Origin of the sequence: Achromobacter mucicolens (assembly GCF_902859725.1) — a bacterium.
Taxonomy (GTDB): Bacteria; Pseudomonadota; Gammaproteobacteria; order Burkholderiales; family Burkholderiaceae_B; genus Achromobacter; species Achromobacter mucicolens.
Genome location: NZ_CADIJP010000013.1, coordinates 147800 through 166099, shown reverse-complemented (window position 1 = coordinate 166099; position 18300 = coordinate 147800). Strand labels below are relative to the sequence as shown.

At 68.1% G+C, this 18300-nt stretch carries 17 protein-coding genes and 1 tRNA gene; 9 read left to right on the top strand and 9 right to left on the bottom strand.

Annotated features, from left to right (window positions below; translation table 11 throughout):
• The first annotated feature begins 105 nt into the window (after nt 1–105).
• Genes trpE through trpC form a run of 4 tightly spaced genes read left to right on the top strand, consistent with a single transcriptional unit; the run spans nt 106 to nt 4078 of the window.
• Nucleotides 106–1626 carry an anthranilate synthase component I gene (gene trpE / locus HV786_RS18010; protein ID WP_128827108.1) on the top strand — a complete coding sequence of 507 codons (1521 nt, stop codon included), beginning with the start codon at nt 106–108 and terminating at the stop codon, nt 1624–1626.
• Nucleotides 1627–1682: 56 nt separating this feature from the next.
• Complete coding sequence (locus HV786_RS18005) at nt 1683–2249, top strand: aminodeoxychorismate/anthranilate synthase component II (protein ID WP_062840098.1); 567 nt, start codon at nt 1683–1685, stop codon at nt 2247–2249.
• Between the two features lie 12 nt (nt 2250–2261).
• A complete protein-coding gene (gene trpD / locus HV786_RS18000; protein WP_056319277.1) occupies nt 2262–3293 on the top strand; it encodes an anthranilate phosphoribosyltransferase in 1032 nt (343 codons plus the stop codon).
• The gene (trpC, locus tag HV786_RS17995) at nt 3290–4078 is read left to right on the top strand and encodes an indole-3-glycerol phosphate synthase TrpC (RefSeq protein ID WP_128827109.1); all 789 of its coding nucleotides are present in this window, start codon (nt 3290–3292) and stop codon (nt 4076–4078) included. Before trpD ends, trpC begins: the two co-directional genes overlap by 4 nt.
• Nucleotides 4079–4098: 20 nt before the next feature.
• Here the strand turns inward: trpC and HV786_RS17990 are convergent, their stop codons facing one another.
• Complete coding sequence (locus HV786_RS17990) at nt 4099–6015, bottom strand: sigma-54-dependent Fis family transcriptional regulator (RefSeq protein ID WP_175211442.1); 1917 nt, start codon at nt 6013–6015, stop codon at nt 4099–4101.
• A gap of 207 nt (nt 6016–6222) precedes the next feature.
• On the opposite strand from HV786_RS17990, the gene adh reads away from it, so the two are divergent.
• Nucleotides 6223–7752: an aldehyde dehydrogenase gene (adh, locus tag HV786_RS17985; RefSeq protein ID WP_108696232.1), complete on the top strand. Its 1530-nt coding sequence runs from the start codon at nt 6223–6225 to the stop codon at nt 7750–7752.
• A 92-nt stretch (nt 7753–7844) separates the two neighbouring features.
• Nucleotides 7845–8222, top strand: a complete 378-nt coding sequence (locus tag HV786_RS17980; protein ID WP_128827110.1) for a DUF779 domain-containing protein — start codon at nt 7845–7847, stop codon at nt 8220–8222.
• On the opposite strand, the gene HV786_RS17975 is transcribed toward HV786_RS17980, so the two are convergent.
• The 3 genes from HV786_RS17975 to HV786_RS17965 form a co-directional block, all read right to left on the bottom strand.
• Nucleotides 8219–8392, bottom strand: a complete 174-nt coding sequence (locus tag HV786_RS17975; protein ID WP_175211440.1) for a hypothetical protein — start codon at nt 8390–8392, stop codon at nt 8219–8221. The genes HV786_RS17980 and HV786_RS17975 overlap by 4 nt on opposite strands.
• Nucleotides 8393–8463: 71 nt before the next feature.
• A complete protein-coding gene (locus HV786_RS17970) occupies nt 8464–9114 on the bottom strand; it encodes a 2-hydroxychromene-2-carboxylate isomerase (protein WP_128827111.1) in 651 nt (216 codons plus the stop codon).
• Nucleotides 9114–9389, bottom strand: coding sequence for a DUF2917 domain-containing protein (locus tag HV786_RS17965; RefSeq protein ID WP_056319478.1), 276 nt, complete (start codon nt 9387–9389; stop codon nt 9114–9116). Before HV786_RS17965 ends, HV786_RS17970 begins: the two co-directional genes overlap by 1 nt.
• Before the next feature lie 170 nt (nt 9390–9559).
• Here HV786_RS17965 and HV786_RS17960 point away from each other — a divergent pair, with 170 nt between their 5' ends.
• Nucleotides 9560–10477: a LysR substrate-binding domain-containing protein gene (locus HV786_RS17960; protein ID WP_175211439.1), complete on the top strand. Its 918-nt coding sequence runs from the start codon at nt 9560–9562 to the stop codon at nt 10475–10477.
• An 82-nt stretch (nt 10478–10559) separates the two neighbouring features.
• Here HV786_RS17960 and selD read toward each other — a convergent pair whose 3' ends face one another.
• Complete coding sequence (selD, locus tag HV786_RS17955) at nt 10560–11621, bottom strand: selenide, water dikinase SelD (protein ID WP_128827112.1); 1062 nt, start codon at nt 11619–11621, stop codon at nt 10560–10562.
• 137 nt (nt 11622–11758) lie between these two features.
• On the opposite strand from selD, the gene HV786_RS17950 reads away from it, so the two are divergent.
• Nucleotides 11759–12868, top strand: a complete 1110-nt coding sequence (locus HV786_RS17950) for a transglutaminase-like domain-containing protein (protein ID WP_175211437.1) — start codon at nt 11759–11761, stop codon at nt 12866–12868.
• Nucleotides 12869–12894: 26 nt separating this feature from the next.
• Nucleotides 12895–13434 carry a TlpA family protein disulfide reductase gene (locus tag HV786_RS17945; RefSeq protein ID WP_128827113.1) on the top strand — a complete coding sequence of 180 codons (540 nt, stop codon included), beginning with the start codon at nt 12895–12897 and terminating at the stop codon, nt 13432–13434.
• A gap of 373 nt (nt 13435–13807) precedes the next feature.
• Here HV786_RS17945 and HV786_RS17940 read toward each other — a convergent pair.
• From HV786_RS17940 to fdhE, 4 genes are all read right to left on the bottom strand, one after another.
• Nucleotides 13808–13903: transfer RNA gene (locus tag HV786_RS17940), tRNA-Sec, on the bottom strand.
• A gap of 12 nt (nt 13904–13915) precedes the next feature.
• A complete protein-coding gene (gene selB, locus HV786_RS17935) occupies nt 13916–15880 on the bottom strand; it encodes a selenocysteine-specific translation elongation factor (RefSeq protein WP_175211435.1) in 1965 nt (654 codons plus the stop codon).
• The gene (gene selA / locus HV786_RS17930; protein WP_175211433.1) at nt 15877–17307 is read right to left on the bottom strand and encodes an L-seryl-tRNA(Sec) selenium transferase; all 1431 of its coding nucleotides are present in this window, start codon (nt 17305–17307) and stop codon (nt 15877–15879) included. The genes selB and selA overlap by 4 nt, the downstream gene beginning before the upstream one ends.
• Before the next feature lie 24 nt (nt 17308–17331).
• The gene (fdhE, locus tag HV786_RS17925; RefSeq protein ID WP_063953043.1) at nt 17332–18264 is read right to left on the bottom strand and encodes a formate dehydrogenase accessory protein FdhE; all 933 of its coding nucleotides are present in this window, start codon (nt 18262–18264) and stop codon (nt 17332–17334) included.
• Between the last annotated feature and the right edge of the window lie 36 nt (nt 18265–18300).

Sequence of the window (18300 nt, the reverse complement as noted above, 5' to 3'; positions counted from 1 at the left end):
AGCGCCGACACTGTGTAAACAGAGCCCAACCCGGAACCAGTCAACTGGACCGGGTTTTTTGTTGCGTGCCCGGTCCGAAAGCAGACACCGCTTACGAGACCCGACATGACCGAAATCGAATTCAAGGCCCTTGCGGCACAAGGCTACAACCGCATTCCGCTGGTGGCCGAGACCTACGCCGACCTGGACACGCCGCTCGGCATCTACCTGAAGCTGGCGCACTCCGGCCCTCTGGCCGGCCGCATGACCTGCCTGATGGAATCCGTGGTGGGCGGCGAGCGCTTTGGCCGCTATTCGTTCATCGGCCTGCCGGCGCGCACCGTGATCCGCGCCAGCGGCACGCGCACGGAAGTGCTGCACGACGGCAAGGTCGCCGAAACCCACGACGGCGACCCGCTGGCTTTCATCGAGCAATACCAGAGCCGCTTCAAGGTCGCGCTGCGCCCCGGCATGCCGCGCTTTTGCGGCGGCCTGGCCGGTTACTTCGGCTACGACACCGTGCGTCACATCGAGCCCTGCCTGGGCCCCGCGGTCAAGCCGTTTCCGGCGGGCATGGAAGGCGGCACGCCCGACCTGATGCTGATGCACGTGGACGAACTGGTCATCGTCGACAACCTGGCCGGGCGCATCTACCTGATGGTCTACGCCGACCCGAGCCAGCCCGAGGCCTACAGCCGCGCGCAGCAGCGCCTGACCGACCTGCGCGCGCGCCTGCGACGCCCCGTGGAAATTCCGTATAGCCACGCCAGCATGCAGACCGAGGAACGGCGCGATTTCAAGAAAGAGGACTACCTGGCGGCCGTCCTGCGCGCCAAGGAACATATCGCCGCCGGCGACCTGATGCAGGTCCAGATCGGCCAGGTCATCGCCAAGCCCTTCCGCGACTCCCCGCTTTCCCTCTACCGCGCCCTGCGGTCGCTCAACCCCTCCCCCTACATGTACTTCTGGAACTTCGGCGACTTCCAGGTCGTGGGCGCGTCGCCCGAGATCCTGGTGCGCCAGGAGCGCACGGTGGAAAACGGCGAGCCGAAGTCGCAGATCACGATTCGTCCGCTGGCGGGCACGCGCAAGCGCGGCGGCACGCCCGAGGAAGACGCGGCGCTGGCGGCCGAACTGCGCGCCGACCCGAAGGAGATCGCCGAACACGTCATGCTGATCGACCTGGCGCGCAACGACGTGGGCCGCGTCGCGCAGGTGGGGTCGGTGAAGGTCAGCGACACGATGGTGATCGAGCGTTACTCGCACGTGATGCACCTGGTGTCCAACGTGACCGGCACCCTGAACCCCGGCATGAGCAGCATGGACGTGCTGCGCGCCTCGTTCCCGGCCGGCACGCTGACCGGCGCGCCGAAGGTCGAGGCCATGAAGATCATCGACGAACTGGAACCCGTGCGCCGCGGCATCTACGGCGGCGCGGCCGGCTACCTGAGCTATGGCGGCGAGATGGACGTGGCGATTGCCATCCGCACCGGCGTCATCAAGGACGGCACGCTGTACGTGCAGGCCGCCGCCGGCATCGTGGCCGATTCGAATCCCGAAGCCGAATGGGCCGAGACCGAAGCCAAGGCCCGCGCCGTGCTGCGCGCCGCCGAGCAGGTGCAGCACGGCCTGGACGAACCCATCTGAGCCCCCCGGCCGAACCGACACCGCCCGGGCCACCTAACGGCCCCGAGGAGAAAAAAATGCTGTTGATGATCGACAACTACGATTCCTTTACCTACAACCTGGTGCAGTACTTTGGCGAACTGGGGGTGGACGTGCGCGTGGCGCGCAACGACCAGATCACGCTGGAAGAGGTTGCCGCGCTGAACCCCGACCAGATCTGCGTGTCGCCCGGCCCCTGTTCGCCGGCCGAAGCGGGTATCTCGGTGCCGCTGATCCAGGCCTATGCCGGCAAGAAGCCCATTCTGGGCGTATGCCTGGGCCACCAGGCCATCGGCGCGGCCTTCGGCGGCAACATCGTGCGCGCGCAGCAGATCATGCACGGCAAGACGATTCAGCTTTCGCACACGGGCACCGACATCTTCCAGGGTCTGCCGACGCCGTACACTGTCATCCGCTACAACTCGCTGACCATTGACCCGGCCACGCTGCCGGACTGCCTGGCTGTCACCGCCACGGCGCCGGACGGCGACATCATGGGCGTGCGGCACAAGACGCTGCCGCTGTACGGGGTACAGTTCCACCCCGAATCCGTACTGAGCGAGCACGGCCACGCCCTGCTGCGCAATTTCCTGAACCTCGCCTAAGAAGGACGCACCGTGACGATTTCCCCCACCGAAGCGCTGACGCGCTGCATCGAACACCGCGAAATTTTCCACGACGAAATGCTGCACCTGATGCGCATGCTGATGCGCGGCGAGATGTCGCCGCAGATCGCCAGTGCGCTCCTGATGGGCCTGCGCGTCAAGAAGGAAACCATTGGCGAGATCACCGCGGCGGCGCAGGTCATGCGCGAATTCGCCACGCCCGTGGTCACGCCCAATCCGAACGACCTGCTGGACATGTGCGGCACGGGTGGCGACGGCAGCCACACGTTCAACATTTCCACGACCGCGATGTTCGTCGCGGCCGCGGCCGGCGTGCCGATTGCCAAGCACGGCAACCGCAGCGCCTCGTCGTCCAGCGGCAGCGCCGACGTGCTGGAAGCCCTGGGCGCCAACCTGGTGCTGACCCCGGAACAGGTGGCCGAATGCATCCAGCAGACCGGCATCGGTTTCATGTTTGCGCCCGCGCACCACGGCGCAATGAAGAACGTGGCCGCCGTCCGCAAGGAACTGGGCGTGCGCACGATCTTCAACATCCTGGGCCCGCTGACCAACCCGGCCGGCGCCGCCAACCAGCTGATGGGCGTGTTCCACCCCGACCTCGTGGGCATCCAGGTCCGCGTGCTGGAACGCCTGGGCTCGCGTCACGTGCTGGTCGTGCACGGCAAGGACGGCATGGACGAGGCCTCGCTGGGCGGAGCCACGATGGTCGGCGAACTGAAAGATGGCGTGGTCCGTGAATACGAGATCCACCCCGAGGACTACGGGCTATCCATGATGTCCAACCGGAGCATCAAGGTGTCCAATCGCGAGCAGTCGCGCGAGCTTGTCATAGAGGCGCTGGAAAATGTCGAGGGCGCGGCCCGCGACATCGTGGCCCTGAACGCCGGGCTCGCCATCTATGCCGGCAACAAAGCCGATTCCATTCCCGAAGCCTTAGCGCTAGCATTTGAACTAATTTCCACCGGCGCGGCGCGAGCCAAGCTGGAAGAATTCTGCGCATACACCCGGACATTCCAGAAATGAACGATATTCTTGCGAAGATCCTCGCCGTCAAGGCCGAGGAAGTCGCCGCCGCCCGCCAGATGCGCAGCGAAGCCGAAGTCCTGCGCGAAGCGCAGGCGCGCCAGGACGTGCGCGGTTTCGCCCAAGCCATCGAAGACAAGATTTCGCAGGGCAAGGCCGGCGTCATCGCTGAAATCAAGAAAGCCTCGCCCTCCAAGGGCGTCATCCGCGAGGGCTTCGCGCCCGCCGAGATCGCGGCCACCTACGCCGTGCACGGCGCGGCCTGCCTGTCCGTGCTGACGGACGTGCAGTTCTTCCAGGGTTCGCACGACCACCTGCGCCAGGCGCGCGCCGCGTGCGCGCTGCCGGTGCTGCGCAAGGACTTCGTGATCGACCCCTACCAGATCGTCGCCGCGCGCGCGATGGGCGCCGACTGCGTGCTGCTGATCGTGGCCGCGCTCACGCCCGCCCAATTGCGCGACTACGAAACGCTGGCCATCGAACTGGGCATGGACGTGCTGGTCGAAGTGCACGACGCCCAGGAACTGGACGTTGCGCTCACGCTCAAGACGCCGCTCCTGGGCATCAACAACCGCAACCTGCGCACGTTCGAGACCAGCCTGCAGACCACGCTGGACCTCTTGCCGCGCATCCCCGCCGGCAAGCGCGTGGTGACCGAAAGCGGCATCCTCAAGCCGGAAGACGTGAAGCTGATGCGCGAGCACAAGGTCGATGCCTTTTTGGTGGGCGAAGCGTTCATGCGCGCCAAGGACCCGGGCGCCGAGCTGGCGCGTCTGATCGGGTAAAGGCAGGGCGCGGGCAGCGGTTATTTCGGCCGCGCCAATCCCAATGCGGCGGCGCGCCGGTACACCGTGCTGCGGTGCACACCCAGCGCGCGCGCCGCGCGGCTGACGCTGCCGCCGTGCGCCTCGAGCGCGCTGCGGATGGCGGCATCGGTCATGGCGTGCAGGTCGGCGGCCGCACCGGCCGGCGCGGGCGTTGACGTTGCGGCGCCCGGCGCGTGTATCTCCCGCATCGCGACGCTCGCTGCACCGCGCAATTCCGCCGGCAGCATGTCGGCATCCACCCTGCCCGCCGGCCCGGCCAGCACATGCAGGGTGCGCAGCACCGACGCCAGCTGACGGTAATTGCCCGGCCACGAATACGCCGCGAGGACGGCTTCGATGGCGGGGGGCAGCGCCGGACCGGCACCCTGCGCCGCCCACAGGTCGCGCAGCAATTCCAGGCGGTCGGCCCGCGCGCGCAAGGGCTCCAGCGTGACGGTGTATTCGGCGATGCGAAAGTACAGGTCGGGCCGCACCGGGGCGTCCGGTCCTTCATGGGCAAGCGGCCGATGCGTCGCGCACACCAGCGTGAAATCCACCGGGATGGACCGCGCCGCGCCCAAGGGCGAGACCTCGCGCGTCTGCAGCACACGCAACAGGCGCGATTGCAACAGGAGCGGCATGTCGCCGATCTCGTCCAGGAACAGCACGCCGCCGTGCGCCTGCCGCAACAGGCCCTTGCTGCCCTGGCGGCGCGCACCGGTGAAGGCGCCTTCTTCGTAGCCGAAGAGTTCCGATTCGATCAGGCTCTCGGGCAGCGCGGCGCAGTTCACCGCCACGAATGGGCCGGCCGCGCGTTGGCCACGCGCGTGGATTTGCCGCGCGAACACTTCCTTGCCCACCCCGGTTTCGCCCTGCAGCAGAATCGACACGCCCGCGTCCGCCAGGTGCACGGCGCGCGCCAGGGCGCCTAGCGTGGCGGCGTCAAAGCTGGGCGCGGGCGTCCTGGCGGCGGCGCCGGGCGCACGCAGCGCTTGGGTGGCGGGGGGTTGCGGCGGGCGCGTGCGCGGCATGCGCAGGCGCGCGTGATAGACCGCGCCAGTCCGCGTGTGCACGCGGCCCGCGGCATCCGGGCCACGTCCGATATCGCCGTCGAACACGTCCGCGTAGCGGTACACGCCCAGCGCGGTGGCCGCCAGCCCCAGCGCATGCAGCGCACGGCGGTTGGCGCCGACCAGCAGGTCGCCCTGGAATGCGAGCAGCGCCTCGCCGGGCTGACCGAGCCCCGCGAGGTCGGCATGCAGGCGCAGCACCGTGCATTGTTCATAGGCGCCTTCGAACAGCTGATGCTCGATGCGGTCCACCGCCACGCGCACCAGCGCCAGCACATCCGGACGCACCTCGCGGGCCTGGCTGGACAGATCCAGCACGCCCACGGTGCGGCCTTCGCTGTCCGTGATGGGCACGGCCGCGCAGGTCAGGATGCGATTGGGTTCGAAATAGTGTTCCGCGCCATGCACGGCAATGGGACGGCCTTCGACGAGCGCGGTGCCGATGGCGTTGGTGCCGGCGGCGGCCTCGTCCCAGGGCGCGCCCGGCATCAAGGCCACGCGCGAGGCGCGATGCGCAAAGCCCGTGTCGCCGTCCGAGTCCAGCACCAGGCCCTGCGCGTCCGACAGGATGACCAGGTTGCCGCTGCCGCCCGCCTGGCGGCGCAGATAGGCGATAGCGGGTTCGGACATGCGGCGCAGCGCTTCGTTTCTCTGCTGCGCTTCGCGCAGTTCGCCCTGCGTCATGAGTTCGGCGCGGCGCACGCCGCGCATGTCAAAGCCCAGGTCGGCGCAGCGGCGCCAGGAACGCAGGATCGGTTCGGCAACCATGCCGCCCGGCACCGCGCCCTGCTGGTTAAAAAGCAGCCGTGCCTGCGTCAGCGTCTGCCGACGGGAGTAAGAGGCCATGTATGTCTCCTGGGAGCGGCGTTCTGCGACGCCTGTGCTGCGACACCTGTTTCGCGACAACGTCGCAGATTGCGACACTGAAGGCGGAAAAACTACTTTCGCACGCGTGGGGCGGGCTGTCCAGCCGGGATGCCCCGACTGGCATGCGTTTTGCTTGATGCAAGACAGGCAGCCCACTGCCGCCATCCCAACGATACGGAGACAAGCATGGACATCGCGACCCGCGTTACCCCGCAGACCTATGGCACCCGCCTGGACCTCAGGACGCAGTACGACAATTTCATCGACGGCAAATGGCAGTCGCCCGCGGATGGCGAATACTTCGACAACGTCACCCCGGTCACGGGCCAGACGCTGACCCGCCACGCGCGCTCGAAAGAGCGCGACATCGAACTGGCGCTGGATGCCGCGCACCGCGCCGCGCCCAAATGGGGTGCGACCCCGGCCGCCGAGCGCGCCCGCATGCTCATGAAGATCGCGGACGTGATGGAAGCCAATCTGGAACGCCTGGCCACGGCGGAAACCTGGGACAACGGCAAGCCCATCCGCGAGGCCCGCGCGGCCGACATTCCCCTGGCCATCGACCACTTCCGCTACTTTGCCTCGTGCATCCGCAGCCAGGAAGGCGGGCTGTCCGAGATCGATCAAGACACGGTGGCGTACCACTTCAACGAACCGCTGGGCGTGGTCGGACAGATCATCCCGTGGAACTTCCCCATCCTGATGGCCGCATGGAAGCTTGCACCCGCGCTGGCGGCGGGCAATTGCGTGGTGTTGAAACCCGCCGAACAGACGCCGCTGGGCATCCTGCTGCTGATGGAGCTGATCGGCGACATCCTGCCTCCGGGCGTCGTGAACGTGGTGACCGGCTTCGGGCTGGAAGCCGGCAAGCCGCTTGCCTCGAGCAAGCGCATCGCCAAGATCGCCTTCACCGGCGAAACCACCACCGGTCGGCTCATCATGCAGTACGCGTCGCAGAACATCATTCCGGTCACGCTGGAACTGGGCGGCAAGTCGCCCAACATCTTCTTTGCCGACGTGGCCGCGCAGGACGACGACTTCCTGGACAAGGCGATCGAGGGCTTTGTCATGTTCGCGCTGAACCAGGGCGAAGTGTGCACGTGCCCCAGCCGCGCGCTGATCCAGGAATCGCTCTACGACAAGTTCATGGAACGCGCACTGAAACGCGTGGCCGAGATCAAGCAGGGCAACCCGCTGGACGCCGACACCATGATCGGCGCGCAGGCCTCCACCGAACAGCTCGAGAAGATCCTTTCGTACCTGGACATCGGCAAGCAGGAAGGCGCGGACGTGCTGGCCGGGGGCTCGCGGGCGCAGATGCAGGGCGCGCTGGAAAGCGGCTATTACGTGCAGCCCACTGTGTTCAAGGGCCACAACAAGATGCGCGTTTTCCAGGAAGAAATCTTCGGGCCGGTCGTGGCAGTCACCACATTCAAGGACGCGGACGACGCGCTGGCGCTGGCGAACGACACGCTCTATGGCCTGGGCGCCGGCGTGTGGTCGCGCGAGGCCAACACGTGCTACCGCATGGGCCGCGCGATCAAGGCGGGCCGGGTGTGGACAAACTGCTATCACGCCTATCCGGCGCACGCGGCATTTGGCGGCTACAAGCAATCGGGCATCGGACGCGAGAACCACAAGATGATGCTCAACCATTACCAGCAGACGAAGAACCTGCTGGTGAGCTATTCGCCCAAGAAGCTGGGGTTCTTCTGATCCGCCAAGCTTGATTCGCCAACCCCGGGCCGCTTGCCGCGGCCTGTCCTGCGCGCCGGGCCTGCCCCGGCGCGCCTGCAAGGAATCCAGCCATGGCAGAGCACACGCCACGCGTGGTGGCGACCGACGAGGCGCGCCACCTGATCGACACCCTGCGGGCCAAGCACGGCCCGCTGATGTTCCACCAGTCCGGCGGCTGCTGCGACGGCAGCTCGCCCATGTGCTATCCGCAAGGCGAATTCATGGTCGGCGGCTCGGACGTCCTGTTGGGCGACCTGGAAGGCTGCCCGTTCTGGATCGGCGAGGACCAGTTCGCGTACTGGGAGCACACGCAGCTGGTCATCGATGCCGTGCCGGGACGTGGCGGCGCCTTTTCGCTGGACAGCGCCGAGGGCAAGCGCTTTCTGTTGCGGTCACGGCTCTATTCCGATGAAGAGTGGGCGAACATCGGACCGGTGACCAAGGGCTAGCGCAGCTTGCCGCGGCCGCTGCCGCTGGGCAGGGTGTCGTCCTGCACCGCGGCCCGGTCGGCCTGTTTCCACTGAAAGGACACACGCCGGATGCGGGCGGCGCGAAATTGCGTGAACGAGCGGCCGCCCGGCATGGGCGCGCCGCGATAGGCGCTGCTTGCGTTTTTCATTGCTGATGAAGCGTTGACGAGAAATCTTGCGGTACGTGGTTGACGGCGGTGGCGGGCACACAGAGCCCGCACTAGCGAGGCGGCCGCGGCGACCAGGCGCTGGCGGGCGCGGTGCGGCGGGTCCATTCCAGCGCGTCTTCCAGTCGGTCGTTGCCCCAGAACATTTCGCCCTCCACGAAGAACGTGGGCGCCCCGAACAGTCCCAGGTTGCGCGCGCGGTCCACGCGCTTGCGCAGCGCCTCCTTGGCGCCCTCGGTCTTGGCGCGGGCGATGAGCGCGTCGGCATCCAGCGACAGGCCGGTGAGCAGGTCGTGAACCACGTCCTCGGCCTGGATATCCAGGTCGTGCTGGAAGTTCGCCCGGAACACCGCCACGCAGAAATCGCGGCCCCACGGCTCGTCCTCGCCCAAGAGCGCGATGCGCGCGGGCAGCACGCTCATGCGCGGGAACATGCGCGGGCGGTTGTAGACCACGCCGTACTTGTCGGCCAGCCGCGCAATGTCGCGCATCATGTACGCGCCCTTGCCGGGGAACAACCGGAACGGCGTGTCGTTCCAGCCCTGCGCCTGAAAGATCGGCCCCAAGAGGAAGGGGCGCAGATCGACCTGCACGCCCGCTTCCTGGGCCAGCGCGTCGATGCGCTCGATCGCCAGATAGCTGTAGGGGCTGGCGAAATCGAACCACATTTCGATCCGGGGCGTATCGGGCAAGGACGCAGTCATCACAGGAACTCCAGTTGGCCTGCATGGCAAGGCGAAGCGGCGGCACACTGCACCTGCCGCCCCCCCAGGGAAAGTAGCGCGACCTGCGCATCCGGCAGGCCGCTGATGACGACGTCGCGGTCGCTATCCACGGTCAGGGTCTGGCCCGCTTGAAGCACGCTGTCGTCGAAGCGGCGGTATTCGGATATCCACAAGGCGCCGGCGTGACACACGATGCGAACGCCCGAGGCGCGCTTGAGCAGCATAGTCGAGCCGCCGGCCAAACGGAATGACATTCCCGCAGTGCAACATAACTGGATCATGGCGAACCTCCTGGCCGCGGCAGCGGCTATCGCGGCGGGCAACCGCGATTTTGTCCCGGTCACCCAACGTCTGAGTCATATTGGACGCCCCGGCGTACTATTGCTCAAGCGACATTTCCGCCCGATACGCATGAGTTTTACGAATGCCATACCCCTTAGCGAAACTGCCTCCGCTTGATCTCGTGCGCGGCTTCGTCGCCGTTGGCCGGCGCATGAGCATCACGCTCGCCGCCCAAGACCTGCACGTCACGCAGTCGGCCGTCAGCCGCCAGATCCGCGCGCTGGAAGCGCACCTGGGCGTGCCGCTGCTGGTGCGGGGGTTTCGCAGCGTCACCTTCACCGCCGAGGGCGCGCAGCTCTTTCGCATGGCGGACGTCTGGCTGAGCCAGCTGGGCGACCTGACCGAGCAACTGCGCGCGCCCGAGCGGCGCACGCCCGTCACGGTCACCACCACCATCGGCGTGGCCTCGTTGTGGCTGCTGCCCCGGCTGGGCGACTTTCAGGCGGCGCATCCGGACATCGATGTGCGCGTGGCCGCTGACAACCGGCTGATCGATATCGACCGCGAAGCCGTCGACATCGCCATCCGCTACAGCGAGCGCAACACGGTGCCCGACGGCGCCCTGTGGCTCTTTGGGGAATCGGTGGTGCCCGTGGCGCATCCTTCGCTCAAGGCCCGCGAACTGGACGCACGCGAACTGGCGCGCCACGTCCTCCTGGAGTTCGACGATCCCACGCGTCCGTGGCTGCAATGGTCGGAATGGCTGAGCGCGCGCGGGCTGGGGCGCGTGCGCGCCAAGGGCATGCTGCGCTTCAATCAATACGATCAGATCGTGCACGCGGCGCTGGCGGGACACGGCATCGCGCTGGGACGGCTGGCGTTGATCGCGCCCATGCTGGCGGACCGGCGGCTGGAGGTTGTGGGCAGCCCGACGGCCTGCGCCACCGAACACGCCTACTGGCTGGTGCGCAACGCACGCCGCAGCACGCCCGACGCGGACCTCGTCACGCAATGGCTGGTGGAACAGGCAGCCGCGACCGCGCGCGATCTACCAGATTGAAATCACGCGCCGCCAGGGCCGCGCGTTGCAGCAAACCAAGCGGGCGCGGCCGCGCGTGGGAGGCGGCCGCGCGATTCGCCGTTCAGTCCACCACGACCTGCGGTTCGCCAGCGGTCATCTCGCCGATCACGGCAGCCTGATCGAAGCCCTGCTCATGGAAGATCTTGAGCACCGCATCGGCCGCGTCCGGTGCGCACGACACCAGCAGCCCACCCGAGGTCTGCGGATCGGTCAGCAACGCCCGCTGCGTGTCCGAAACCCCTGCCCCCAGACGCACCGATTCGCCATACGAAGCCCAGTTCCGGCCCGAGGCGCCCGTGATCACGCCGTCGGCGGCAAATTCCTGCACGCCCGGCAGCCACGGCAGCGCCGCCAGCCGCACGTGGGCCGTCAGCTTGGCGCCGCGCGCCATCTCCAGCGCATGGCCCAACAACCCAAAACCCGTCACGTCGGTGATCGCATGCACACCGTCCAGCGCGGCGAGCGCCGGGCCGGGGCGATTGAGCCGCGTCGTCGTGTCGATCATCACGCGATAGCCGTCCACGTCGAGCCGGTTTTTCTTCAACGCCGCCGACAGGATGCCCACGCCCAGGCCCTTGCCCAGGATCAGCACATCGCCCGCGCGCGCGTCGGCGTTGCGCTTGATCTTGTCCGGGTGCACCAATCCCATCGCGGCCAGGCCATAGATGGGTTCGACCGAATCGATGCTGTGCCCCCCGGCCACCGGAATGCCAGCATCCGCGCACACCGATTCGCCGCCCTTCAGGATTTCAGCGATGACGCTGTGCGGCAGCACGTTGATCGGCATGCCCACGATCGCCAGCGCCATGATCGGCGTGCCGCCCATCGCGTACACATCCGACAGCGCATTGGTGGCGGCGATGCGGCCAAAGTCGAAGGGATCGTCCACGATCGGCATGAAGAAGTCCGTCGTGGCGATAAGCGCCTGCGCATCGTTCAACCGATACACTGCCGCATCGTCGGCGGTTTCGGTACCCACCAGCAGGTTCGGATAACTGGCCGCGGGACCGAACCGCGCCAGCAGCGCCGACAGCACGCCCGGCGCGATCTTGCAGCCACAGCCGCCGCCATGCGACAACGAGGTCAGGCGCGGCACGTTCGAGGACGCAACATCCTGGGTCATCTCTATCTCCGTGGAAACAATCGAAAAAGGATAGCACCGCCCCCGCGATTGGCCCTATGATCGATCGCATGCAGCAACGGACGGCCGCCCGGCCACGGGCGCACCGATAGCCAATCTTCACCGTGCGTGGGGGCTTCATGGATCGCCGACACTTTCTCCGTTTCTCGGGCGCCGCGTGCGCCACCACTGCCGCCACCGCCGTGCTGCCGCACGCCGCGCGCGCCCAGCAGACTCCGGTCGCCACCGCGTGGCGCACCTACGAACTGACCACCGCCGTCAGCATCACCGACCCCGCCGCCCACACCCGAATCTGGCTGCCCGTGCCCTATGCCACCGACACGTCCTACCAGCGCGGCGTGCAGAACACCTGGCAGGCCAGCGGCGGCGGCGTCGCCACGCTGACCCGCGCGCCCGGCTACGACGTCCAGATGCTCGCCGTCCAATGGCCCGACGCGCAGTCGCCCCGCACCATCACGCTGACCAGCCGCTTCCAGACCCGCAACCGCCGCGTCGACCTGACCCAGCCCCCTCGCGCCGACGCCGCGCGCGAAAATGCAGCCGCGCTGCGCGAATACCTGCAACCGACCGCCCTGCTGCCCACCGACGGCATCGTCAAGACCACCGCCGACCGCATCACCCAGGGCCATCAGGGCGACCTGGCGCGCGCCCGCGCCATCTACGACTGGGTGGTCGAAAACACCTGCCGCACTGCGTCCACGCGCGGCTGCGGCACCGGCGACGTGCGCTACATGCTCACCGCCAACGACCTGAACGGCAAATGCGCCGACATCAACGCGCTCTTCGTCGCGCTGGCCCGCGCCGCCGGCATCCCCGCCCGCGACGCCTACGGCCTGCGCGTGGACAACTCGCAACTCGGCTACAAGAGCCTCGGCAAGGCCGGCGACGTCACCCGCGCCCAGCACTGTCGCGCCGAGTTCTACGCCGCCGGCTACGGCTGGATTCCCGTCGACCCGGCCGACGTGCGCAAGGTCATGCTGGAGGAACCGCCCGGCGAACTCCCGCTTACCGACGCCAAGGTCCGCGCCGCGCGCGTCATGCTGTTCGGGGCATGGGAAATGAACTGGGTGGCCTACAACCACGGCCACGACGTCGTCCTGCCCGGCACCGCGCACGGCCCCATCCCGTTCCTCATGTATCCCAACGGCGAAACCGCCGCCGGACGCCTGGACAGCCTCGATCCCGACAGCTTCAGCTACCGCATCACCGCCAGACCCATCGCCATCTGACCGCCACTTCCTTGCGGGAGTCCGCCTTGATCAGCCGCCGCCGTCTCCTGCAAACCAGCCTGTCGCTGGCGGCCCTGCCCGCCTGGGCCCGCGCCGCCAGTGACTCCGCCTTGAAGACCGCCACCGGTCCCGATTGGGCACCGTGGACCGCCCCCACCCCGCCGCTCGTCCTGCCGGACCTGTCGGGCCGCGAACAGAAGCTCTCTTCCTGGCGCGGCAACGTGGTCATCGTCAGCTTCTGGGCCACCTGGTGCGACCCCTGCCGCGACGAGATTCCCGTCATGTCCACCATGGCCAAACGCCACCGCGAAGAAGGCCTGCGCCTCATCGCCGTCAACGTCGGGGAATCCCCGGCAAAAATCACCGCCTTCCTGAAAAAATGGCCCGTCGCCGGCGCGGTCCTGCACGACCGCAACAGCACAGCCTCCAAAAAATGGGACGCGGCCGGCCTGCCCGCCAACTACCTCGTCGACCGCGGCGGCACGATCCGCTACTGGCACCTGGGCGAACTAGACTGGACCTCGCACAGCGTAAGTGGCGTGGTGACGCGCATGCTGCGCAGTTGATGGAGAGTGATGGAGTGTGGGAAGGTGTCAGACACCTGTGAGAACAAGCGAGCGCAGCGACCTCCCGATCACTCACCGACCCAGCACGTGGTGGCGCGGGGTCCGTGTTGCGGGCCGTTTAGATGGCGCCCGGCGGAATCCGAAGGGAGCCGAAGGCGGACGAGGATGAGCACGGGAGAGTCCGGAGCGAAGGCTCCGGACCGCCATCGGAGGCCCGCAACGCGGACCCCGCGACGCCGCGGGCGTCAGAAGAACCACCCCGACGCGGGCAAGAACAAACACGGCAGGTGAATATCCGGGAGTATCAGACACCCGGAGCGGGAAACGTTGGAACCTGCATGCGCAGAAGAACACCAACGCCCCACAAAAAAACTGGCGGAAGGCAGCAGGAGTCGAACCTACCTGGGAACGTCTGACGCCCCCAACCGGGTTTGAAGCCCGGCCGTGCCGCCGGGCACGAATGCCTTCCGTGGCGGACCGCCTATGATACCGGCTCGGCGCGCTGCTGCATGGCTGCATAGGCGCTTTCGCCCCGCAGCATATGCGTATCCCGCACGCGCCGCGTATAGCCTACCCGATTGAAGAACTCCAGGATCTGGATCGCCCGCTTGCGCCCCAGCCCTGTCGCGTCCCGGAACACCGCCGCATTCAGTCCTTGCGGCTGCCCCGCCAGGTCCGCCGCCAGCGCCGCCAGCTTGCGCACCTGCTCGCGGTGATAGAAAAGATCCTTCACCACCTGCGCCACTTCCCCGCGCCGCAACAGCTTGCGCAGCAACTGGCGCACCGTGTCCTCGGATACGTTCTGCATCCGGGCCAGATCGCGCACCCACGGCGGATCGAATGCGCCCTCATCCAGCAGCGGCAACAGCCGCGCCGCCAGCGCCGATTCGGCCTGTCCCAGCGTCGCCGTATGCGATGGCAGATGCAGCCACGGACCATTGCGCGCGATGCGGCCATCGCGTTGCAAGGCATCGAGCAGCGACGTCCACAGCGTTTCAGGCGCCGCCGGCATCGCCATCCGACGCAGCCGGGCGCTGTCCGGACCGGGTTCGTCCGGCGCGCTTTGGTGAAAGGCCGCCAGCGCCTGTTCGGCGCGCTCGCAGAGCGTCGCCCATTGCGGCGCCAGGATCAGCGTGCGCGGCCCCTGCGCATTGCGCGGCTCGATCCACAGCGCGCCCTCGGGCGTCGGAATCTGGCTCACCGGCCGGCCCGTCAGGCGTTGCAGCGCCGTCTCGTCCAGGCCCAGTGGCGCGTGCGCCAGCACCGGTTGCAGACCGCCGCCGTCCAGCATCTGGGAAAGCGCCTGCAACCCCGCCAACCGCGACGCCGCGTGGCGTTTCCTGTCCGGCGCGTTCGGATCCAGCACCCGCCCGCCGCCCACCGTGCGCGTCGCCTGCGCATTGCGCACGATGTAGCGGTCGCCCGGCATTGCGCAGACCGGCTCGTCGAACACCAGTTGCACCCACCCCGACTGCCCGGCCGACAGCGACTCCGCGCTGATCGGCACCACATGCGCCATATGGCGCGCCGCGCCGATATGCACGTGCAGCGGCGCCCAGGCCCGCACCGGCGCATCCGCCGACGGCAGCAGCGTCAGCGCCACATCCACGTGCCTGGACGGCAGGAAGCAGCGCGCATCCGCGATCCAGTCGCCTCGCGCGATCGCGCCCTTGTCGATATTGGCCAGGTTCAGCGCGCACCGCTGCCCCGCCGAGCCCGTCTCGCTGGGCTGGTTCTGCGCGTGGATGCTCCGCACCCGCACGCGCGTGCCGGCTGGCATGAGCCGCAGATCCACGGTGTCGTCGTCCACGCGAACCTGACCGGCATGCGCCGTACCCGTCACCACCGTGCCGTGGCCGGACAGGGTGAACACCCGGTCCACCGCCAGCCGGAAAAGACCGCTGGCCTCGCGCCGCGCCACCGCCTGGGCCTGCGCATGCAGATAATCTTTCAGCGCCGCCACGCCCGGGTCGGTAGCATCCGCCGCCGGGTTCGCCTGGACCGCGCTCGTGCCGAACACCGGCGCGCCTTGCAGGAACGTGCCTTGCACCAACGCTTCGATCTCGCCGCGCACGCGGTCCAGTTGCGCTGCGTCCGCGCGATCCGTCTTGGTCAGCGCCACCGCGCCGCGCCCCACGCCCAGCATCGACAGAATCGCCAGATGCTCGCGCGTCTGCGGCATGACGCCATCGTCCGCCGCCACCACCAGCAGCCCGAAATCGATGCCGCTGGCGCCGGCCGCCATCGTATGCACGAGCTTTTCGTGGCCCGGCACGTCGATGAAACCCAGCACCTCGCCGTTGGCGAGCGGCGTGTAGGCGTAGCCCAGTTCAATGGAAATGCCGCGCGCCTTCTCTTCCTTTAACCGGTCCGTGTCCACGCCCGTCAGCGCCCGTACAAGCGTCGTCTTGCCGTGGTCGATATGCCCCGCGGTGCCGACGATCATGCCAGCGGCTCCGCCAGTTGCGCCGTGAAGGCCGCTTCGTCGCGGTCTTCCAGGCAGCGCAGGTCCAGCCACAACGCGTCATCCGCGATGCGGCCGATGACGGGCACCGGCAGCCGCCGCAGCAGCGTCTCAAGCCGGTCCAGATGCCGCCCGGGACGGCCGCTGCCGGCGTAGCGCACCGCCAGTCCGTAACTGGGAAGCTGGTCGATCGGCAGCGCACCGCTGCCGATCTGGCTGAACATCGGCACGGCTTCCACCGCATAGCTGGGCCCCGCCGCATGCGCCAGCACGCCGCGCAGCCGTTCGGCCTGCGGCTGGATGTCGCGCATGGGGCGGGTCAGAAGACGCAGCGTCGTCAGCCGCTGCGCCAGGAACTCGGGCGCGCGGTACAGCTGCAACACTGGTTCCAGCGCGGCCAGCGTGAGCTTGCTCACGCGCAGCGCGCGCTTGAGCGGGTTTTTCTTGATCTTGCGGATCAGGTCGGCGCGGCCTACCAAGAGGCCCGCCTGCGGCCCGCCCAGCAGCTTGTCGCCACTGAACGTAACCAGATCGGCGCCCGCCGCGATGGTCTCGCGCACGGTGTCTTCCTTGGGCAATCCGAACTGCGTCAGGTCCACCAGCGTGCCGCTGCCCAGGTCCACCGTGGCGGGCAGCCCGCGCGCGTGCGCCAGCGCGGCCACGTCGGCCACGTCCACGCTTTTCGTGAAGCCGGTCACCGCGTAGTTGCTGCAATGCACCTTCATCAGCATCGCGGTCCGCGGGCCGATGGCGTTCTCGTAGTCGGCCGCGTGCGTGCGGTTGGTGGTGCCCACTTCGACCAGCTTGGCGCCCGCGCGCTTCATGATGTCCGGGATGCGAAACGCGCCGCCGATCTCGACCAGTTCGCCGCGCGACACCACCACTTCACGGCGGTCCGCCAGCGCGTTGAGCATCAGCAGCACCGCGGCCGCATTGTTGTTGACCACCGTGGCCGCCTCGGCCCCGGTCAGCTCGCACAGCAGGTCGTCGATGAGGTCGTCGCGATCGCCGCGCCCGCCCGTGTCCAGGTCGAACTCCAGGTTGGCCGGCGTGGTCAGCGCGCGCAGCACCGAGGCCACCGCTTCGTCGGGCAGCAGCGCGCGGCCCAGGTTGGTGTGCAGCACGGTGCCGGTCAGGTTGTAGACCGCGCGCAAGCGCGGGCGCGCGGCCTCGTCCAGCGCCGCCGACGTGCGAGCCGCCACGGCGGCAGCCTCAAGCTCGTGGCGCGGCACGCCGCCGACCAGCGCGCGCTTACGCAACGCCTCCAGGTCGCGGCGCAAGGCGGCCACCACCTGCGTGCGGCCGTGGGTTGCCAGCGCCGGACGCAGCGCCTCGGCGTTCAACAGGCGGTCCAGCGAAGGGATGTCGGATGCCGCGGCCAGGCCGGCCCCGGACAGTTGATCTGCCATGCGAGACTCCGTCATCGAGAGGCGCTAGTCCTGCGCGCCATGCCACAGCAGCGGATTGCCGCTGGACCGCGAATACCCCGCCTCGCCCACCAGCACGTCCAGCATCAGGCTGGCAAGGTCGTCGGCCACCGGCTCCACGTACAGGTCCTTGTCCTGATAGAAGATCTTGCGATACGTGTGGCAGTTATCGCAGGTTTCGGCCTTGATGGCGGGCGTGCGGCCCTCGATGGCCTGGTAGGCGACCTTCTCGACGTCCTCGCAATGCGAGCACTTCACGCGCACCATGTGCCATTGCGTGGCGCACAGGCTGCAGCACAGGTAGCGGTAGCCCTCGTACTGGCCGCCCACGCGGACGATGCTGGCCACGGGCAGGCTGGCGCAGACCGGACAGACCCCAAACGGGCTGGCGACAGGCAGCTGCTTGGGATCGAAGCGGTTGGCAAGGTCCGTCCAGTAGACCTGCAACGCGGCCATGACGAAGGGCGCGGCGGCGCTATCCACGCCCTCGTCCTGTTCGGACAACACGGCCTGGGCCAGGTCTTCGAGCGATTCGGGATCGTCATCCAGCGCGCGGCGCAGCGCGGCGCAGACGTCGATGGCCTCGGCAGGCACGCCGGGCGCGCGCGACACGTCGTCCAGCAATTGGCCCAGGATGCGGCGCCACAGCGGGTCGCGGGGCCAGCCCACGGCCTGCAACGGCGGCATGCCGTGCGTCTGCGCGAGCGAAATGCGGTCTTCGGTGGCGGGCGGCGCGGCGCAGTCCTGCAGCGCGCGGTGCTGGGCATCGACCAGATGCGCCATCAGCAACAGGTAGTCGCCCACCGGATTGCCCTCGGCCAACTGGCGCAGTCGCGCGGCCCGCGCGGCAAAGACGGTTTGCCGCTCCGGCAGGGTGATGCGGGGAATGGCGTTATGGTCTAGCGCTTCGATCTCGCCGCGCGGAAGGATTCGCTGCAATTCTCGTCTCCAGAAAAACAAACACGGCTGCCAGCC

Bases quoted from the DNA above. Each gene is read 5' to 3' on its own strand.
- trpE (WP_128827108.1), top strand. From the start codon at position 106: ATGACCGAAATCGAATTCAAGGCCCTTGCGGCACAAGGCTACAACCGC.
- HV786_RS18005 (WP_062840098.1), top strand. From the start codon at position 1,683: ATGCTGTTGATGATCGACAACTACGATTCCTTTACCTACAACCTGGTG.
- trpC (WP_128827109.1), top strand. From the start codon at position 3,290: ATGAACGATATTCTTGCGAAGATCCTCGCCGTCAAGGCCGAGGAAGTC.
- HV786_RS17990 (WP_175211442.1), bottom strand. From the start codon at position 6,015: ATGGCCTCTTACTCCCGTCGGCAGACGCTGACGCAGGCACGGCTGCTT.
- adh (WP_108696232.1), top strand. From the start codon at position 6,223: ATGGACATCGCGACCCGCGTTACCCCGCAGACCTATGGCACCCGCCTG.
- HV786_RS17980 (WP_128827110.1), top strand. From the start codon at position 7,845: ATGGCAGAGCACACGCCACGCGTGGTGGCGACCGACGAGGCGCGCCAC.
- HV786_RS17975 (WP_175211440.1), bottom strand. From the start codon at position 8,392: ATGAAAAACGCAAGCAGCGCCTATCGCGGCGCGCCCATGCCGGGCGGC.
- HV786_RS17970 (WP_128827111.1), bottom strand. From the start codon at position 9,114: ATGACTGCGTCCTTGCCCGATACGCCCCGGATCGAAATGTGGTTCGAT.
- HV786_RS17965 (WP_056319478.1), bottom strand. From the start codon at position 9,389: ATGTCATTCCGTTTGGCCGGCGGCTCGACTATGCTGCTCAAGCGCGCC.
- HV786_RS17960 (WP_175211439.1), top strand. From the start codon at position 9,560: ATGCCATACCCCTTAGCGAAACTGCCTCCGCTTGATCTCGTGCGCGGC.
- selD (WP_128827112.1), bottom strand. From the start codon at position 11,621: ATGACCCAGGATGTTGCGTCCTCGAACGTGCCGCGCCTGACCTCGTTG.
- HV786_RS17950 (WP_175211437.1), top strand. From the start codon at position 11,759: ATGGATCGCCGACACTTTCTCCGTTTCTCGGGCGCCGCGTGCGCCACC.
- selB (WP_175211435.1), bottom strand. From the start codon at position 15,880: ATGATCGTCGGCACCGCGGGGCATATCGACCACGGCAAGACGACGCTT.
- selA (WP_175211433.1), bottom strand. From the start codon at position 17,307: ATGGCAGATCAACTGTCCGGGGCCGGCCTGGCCGCGGCATCCGACATC.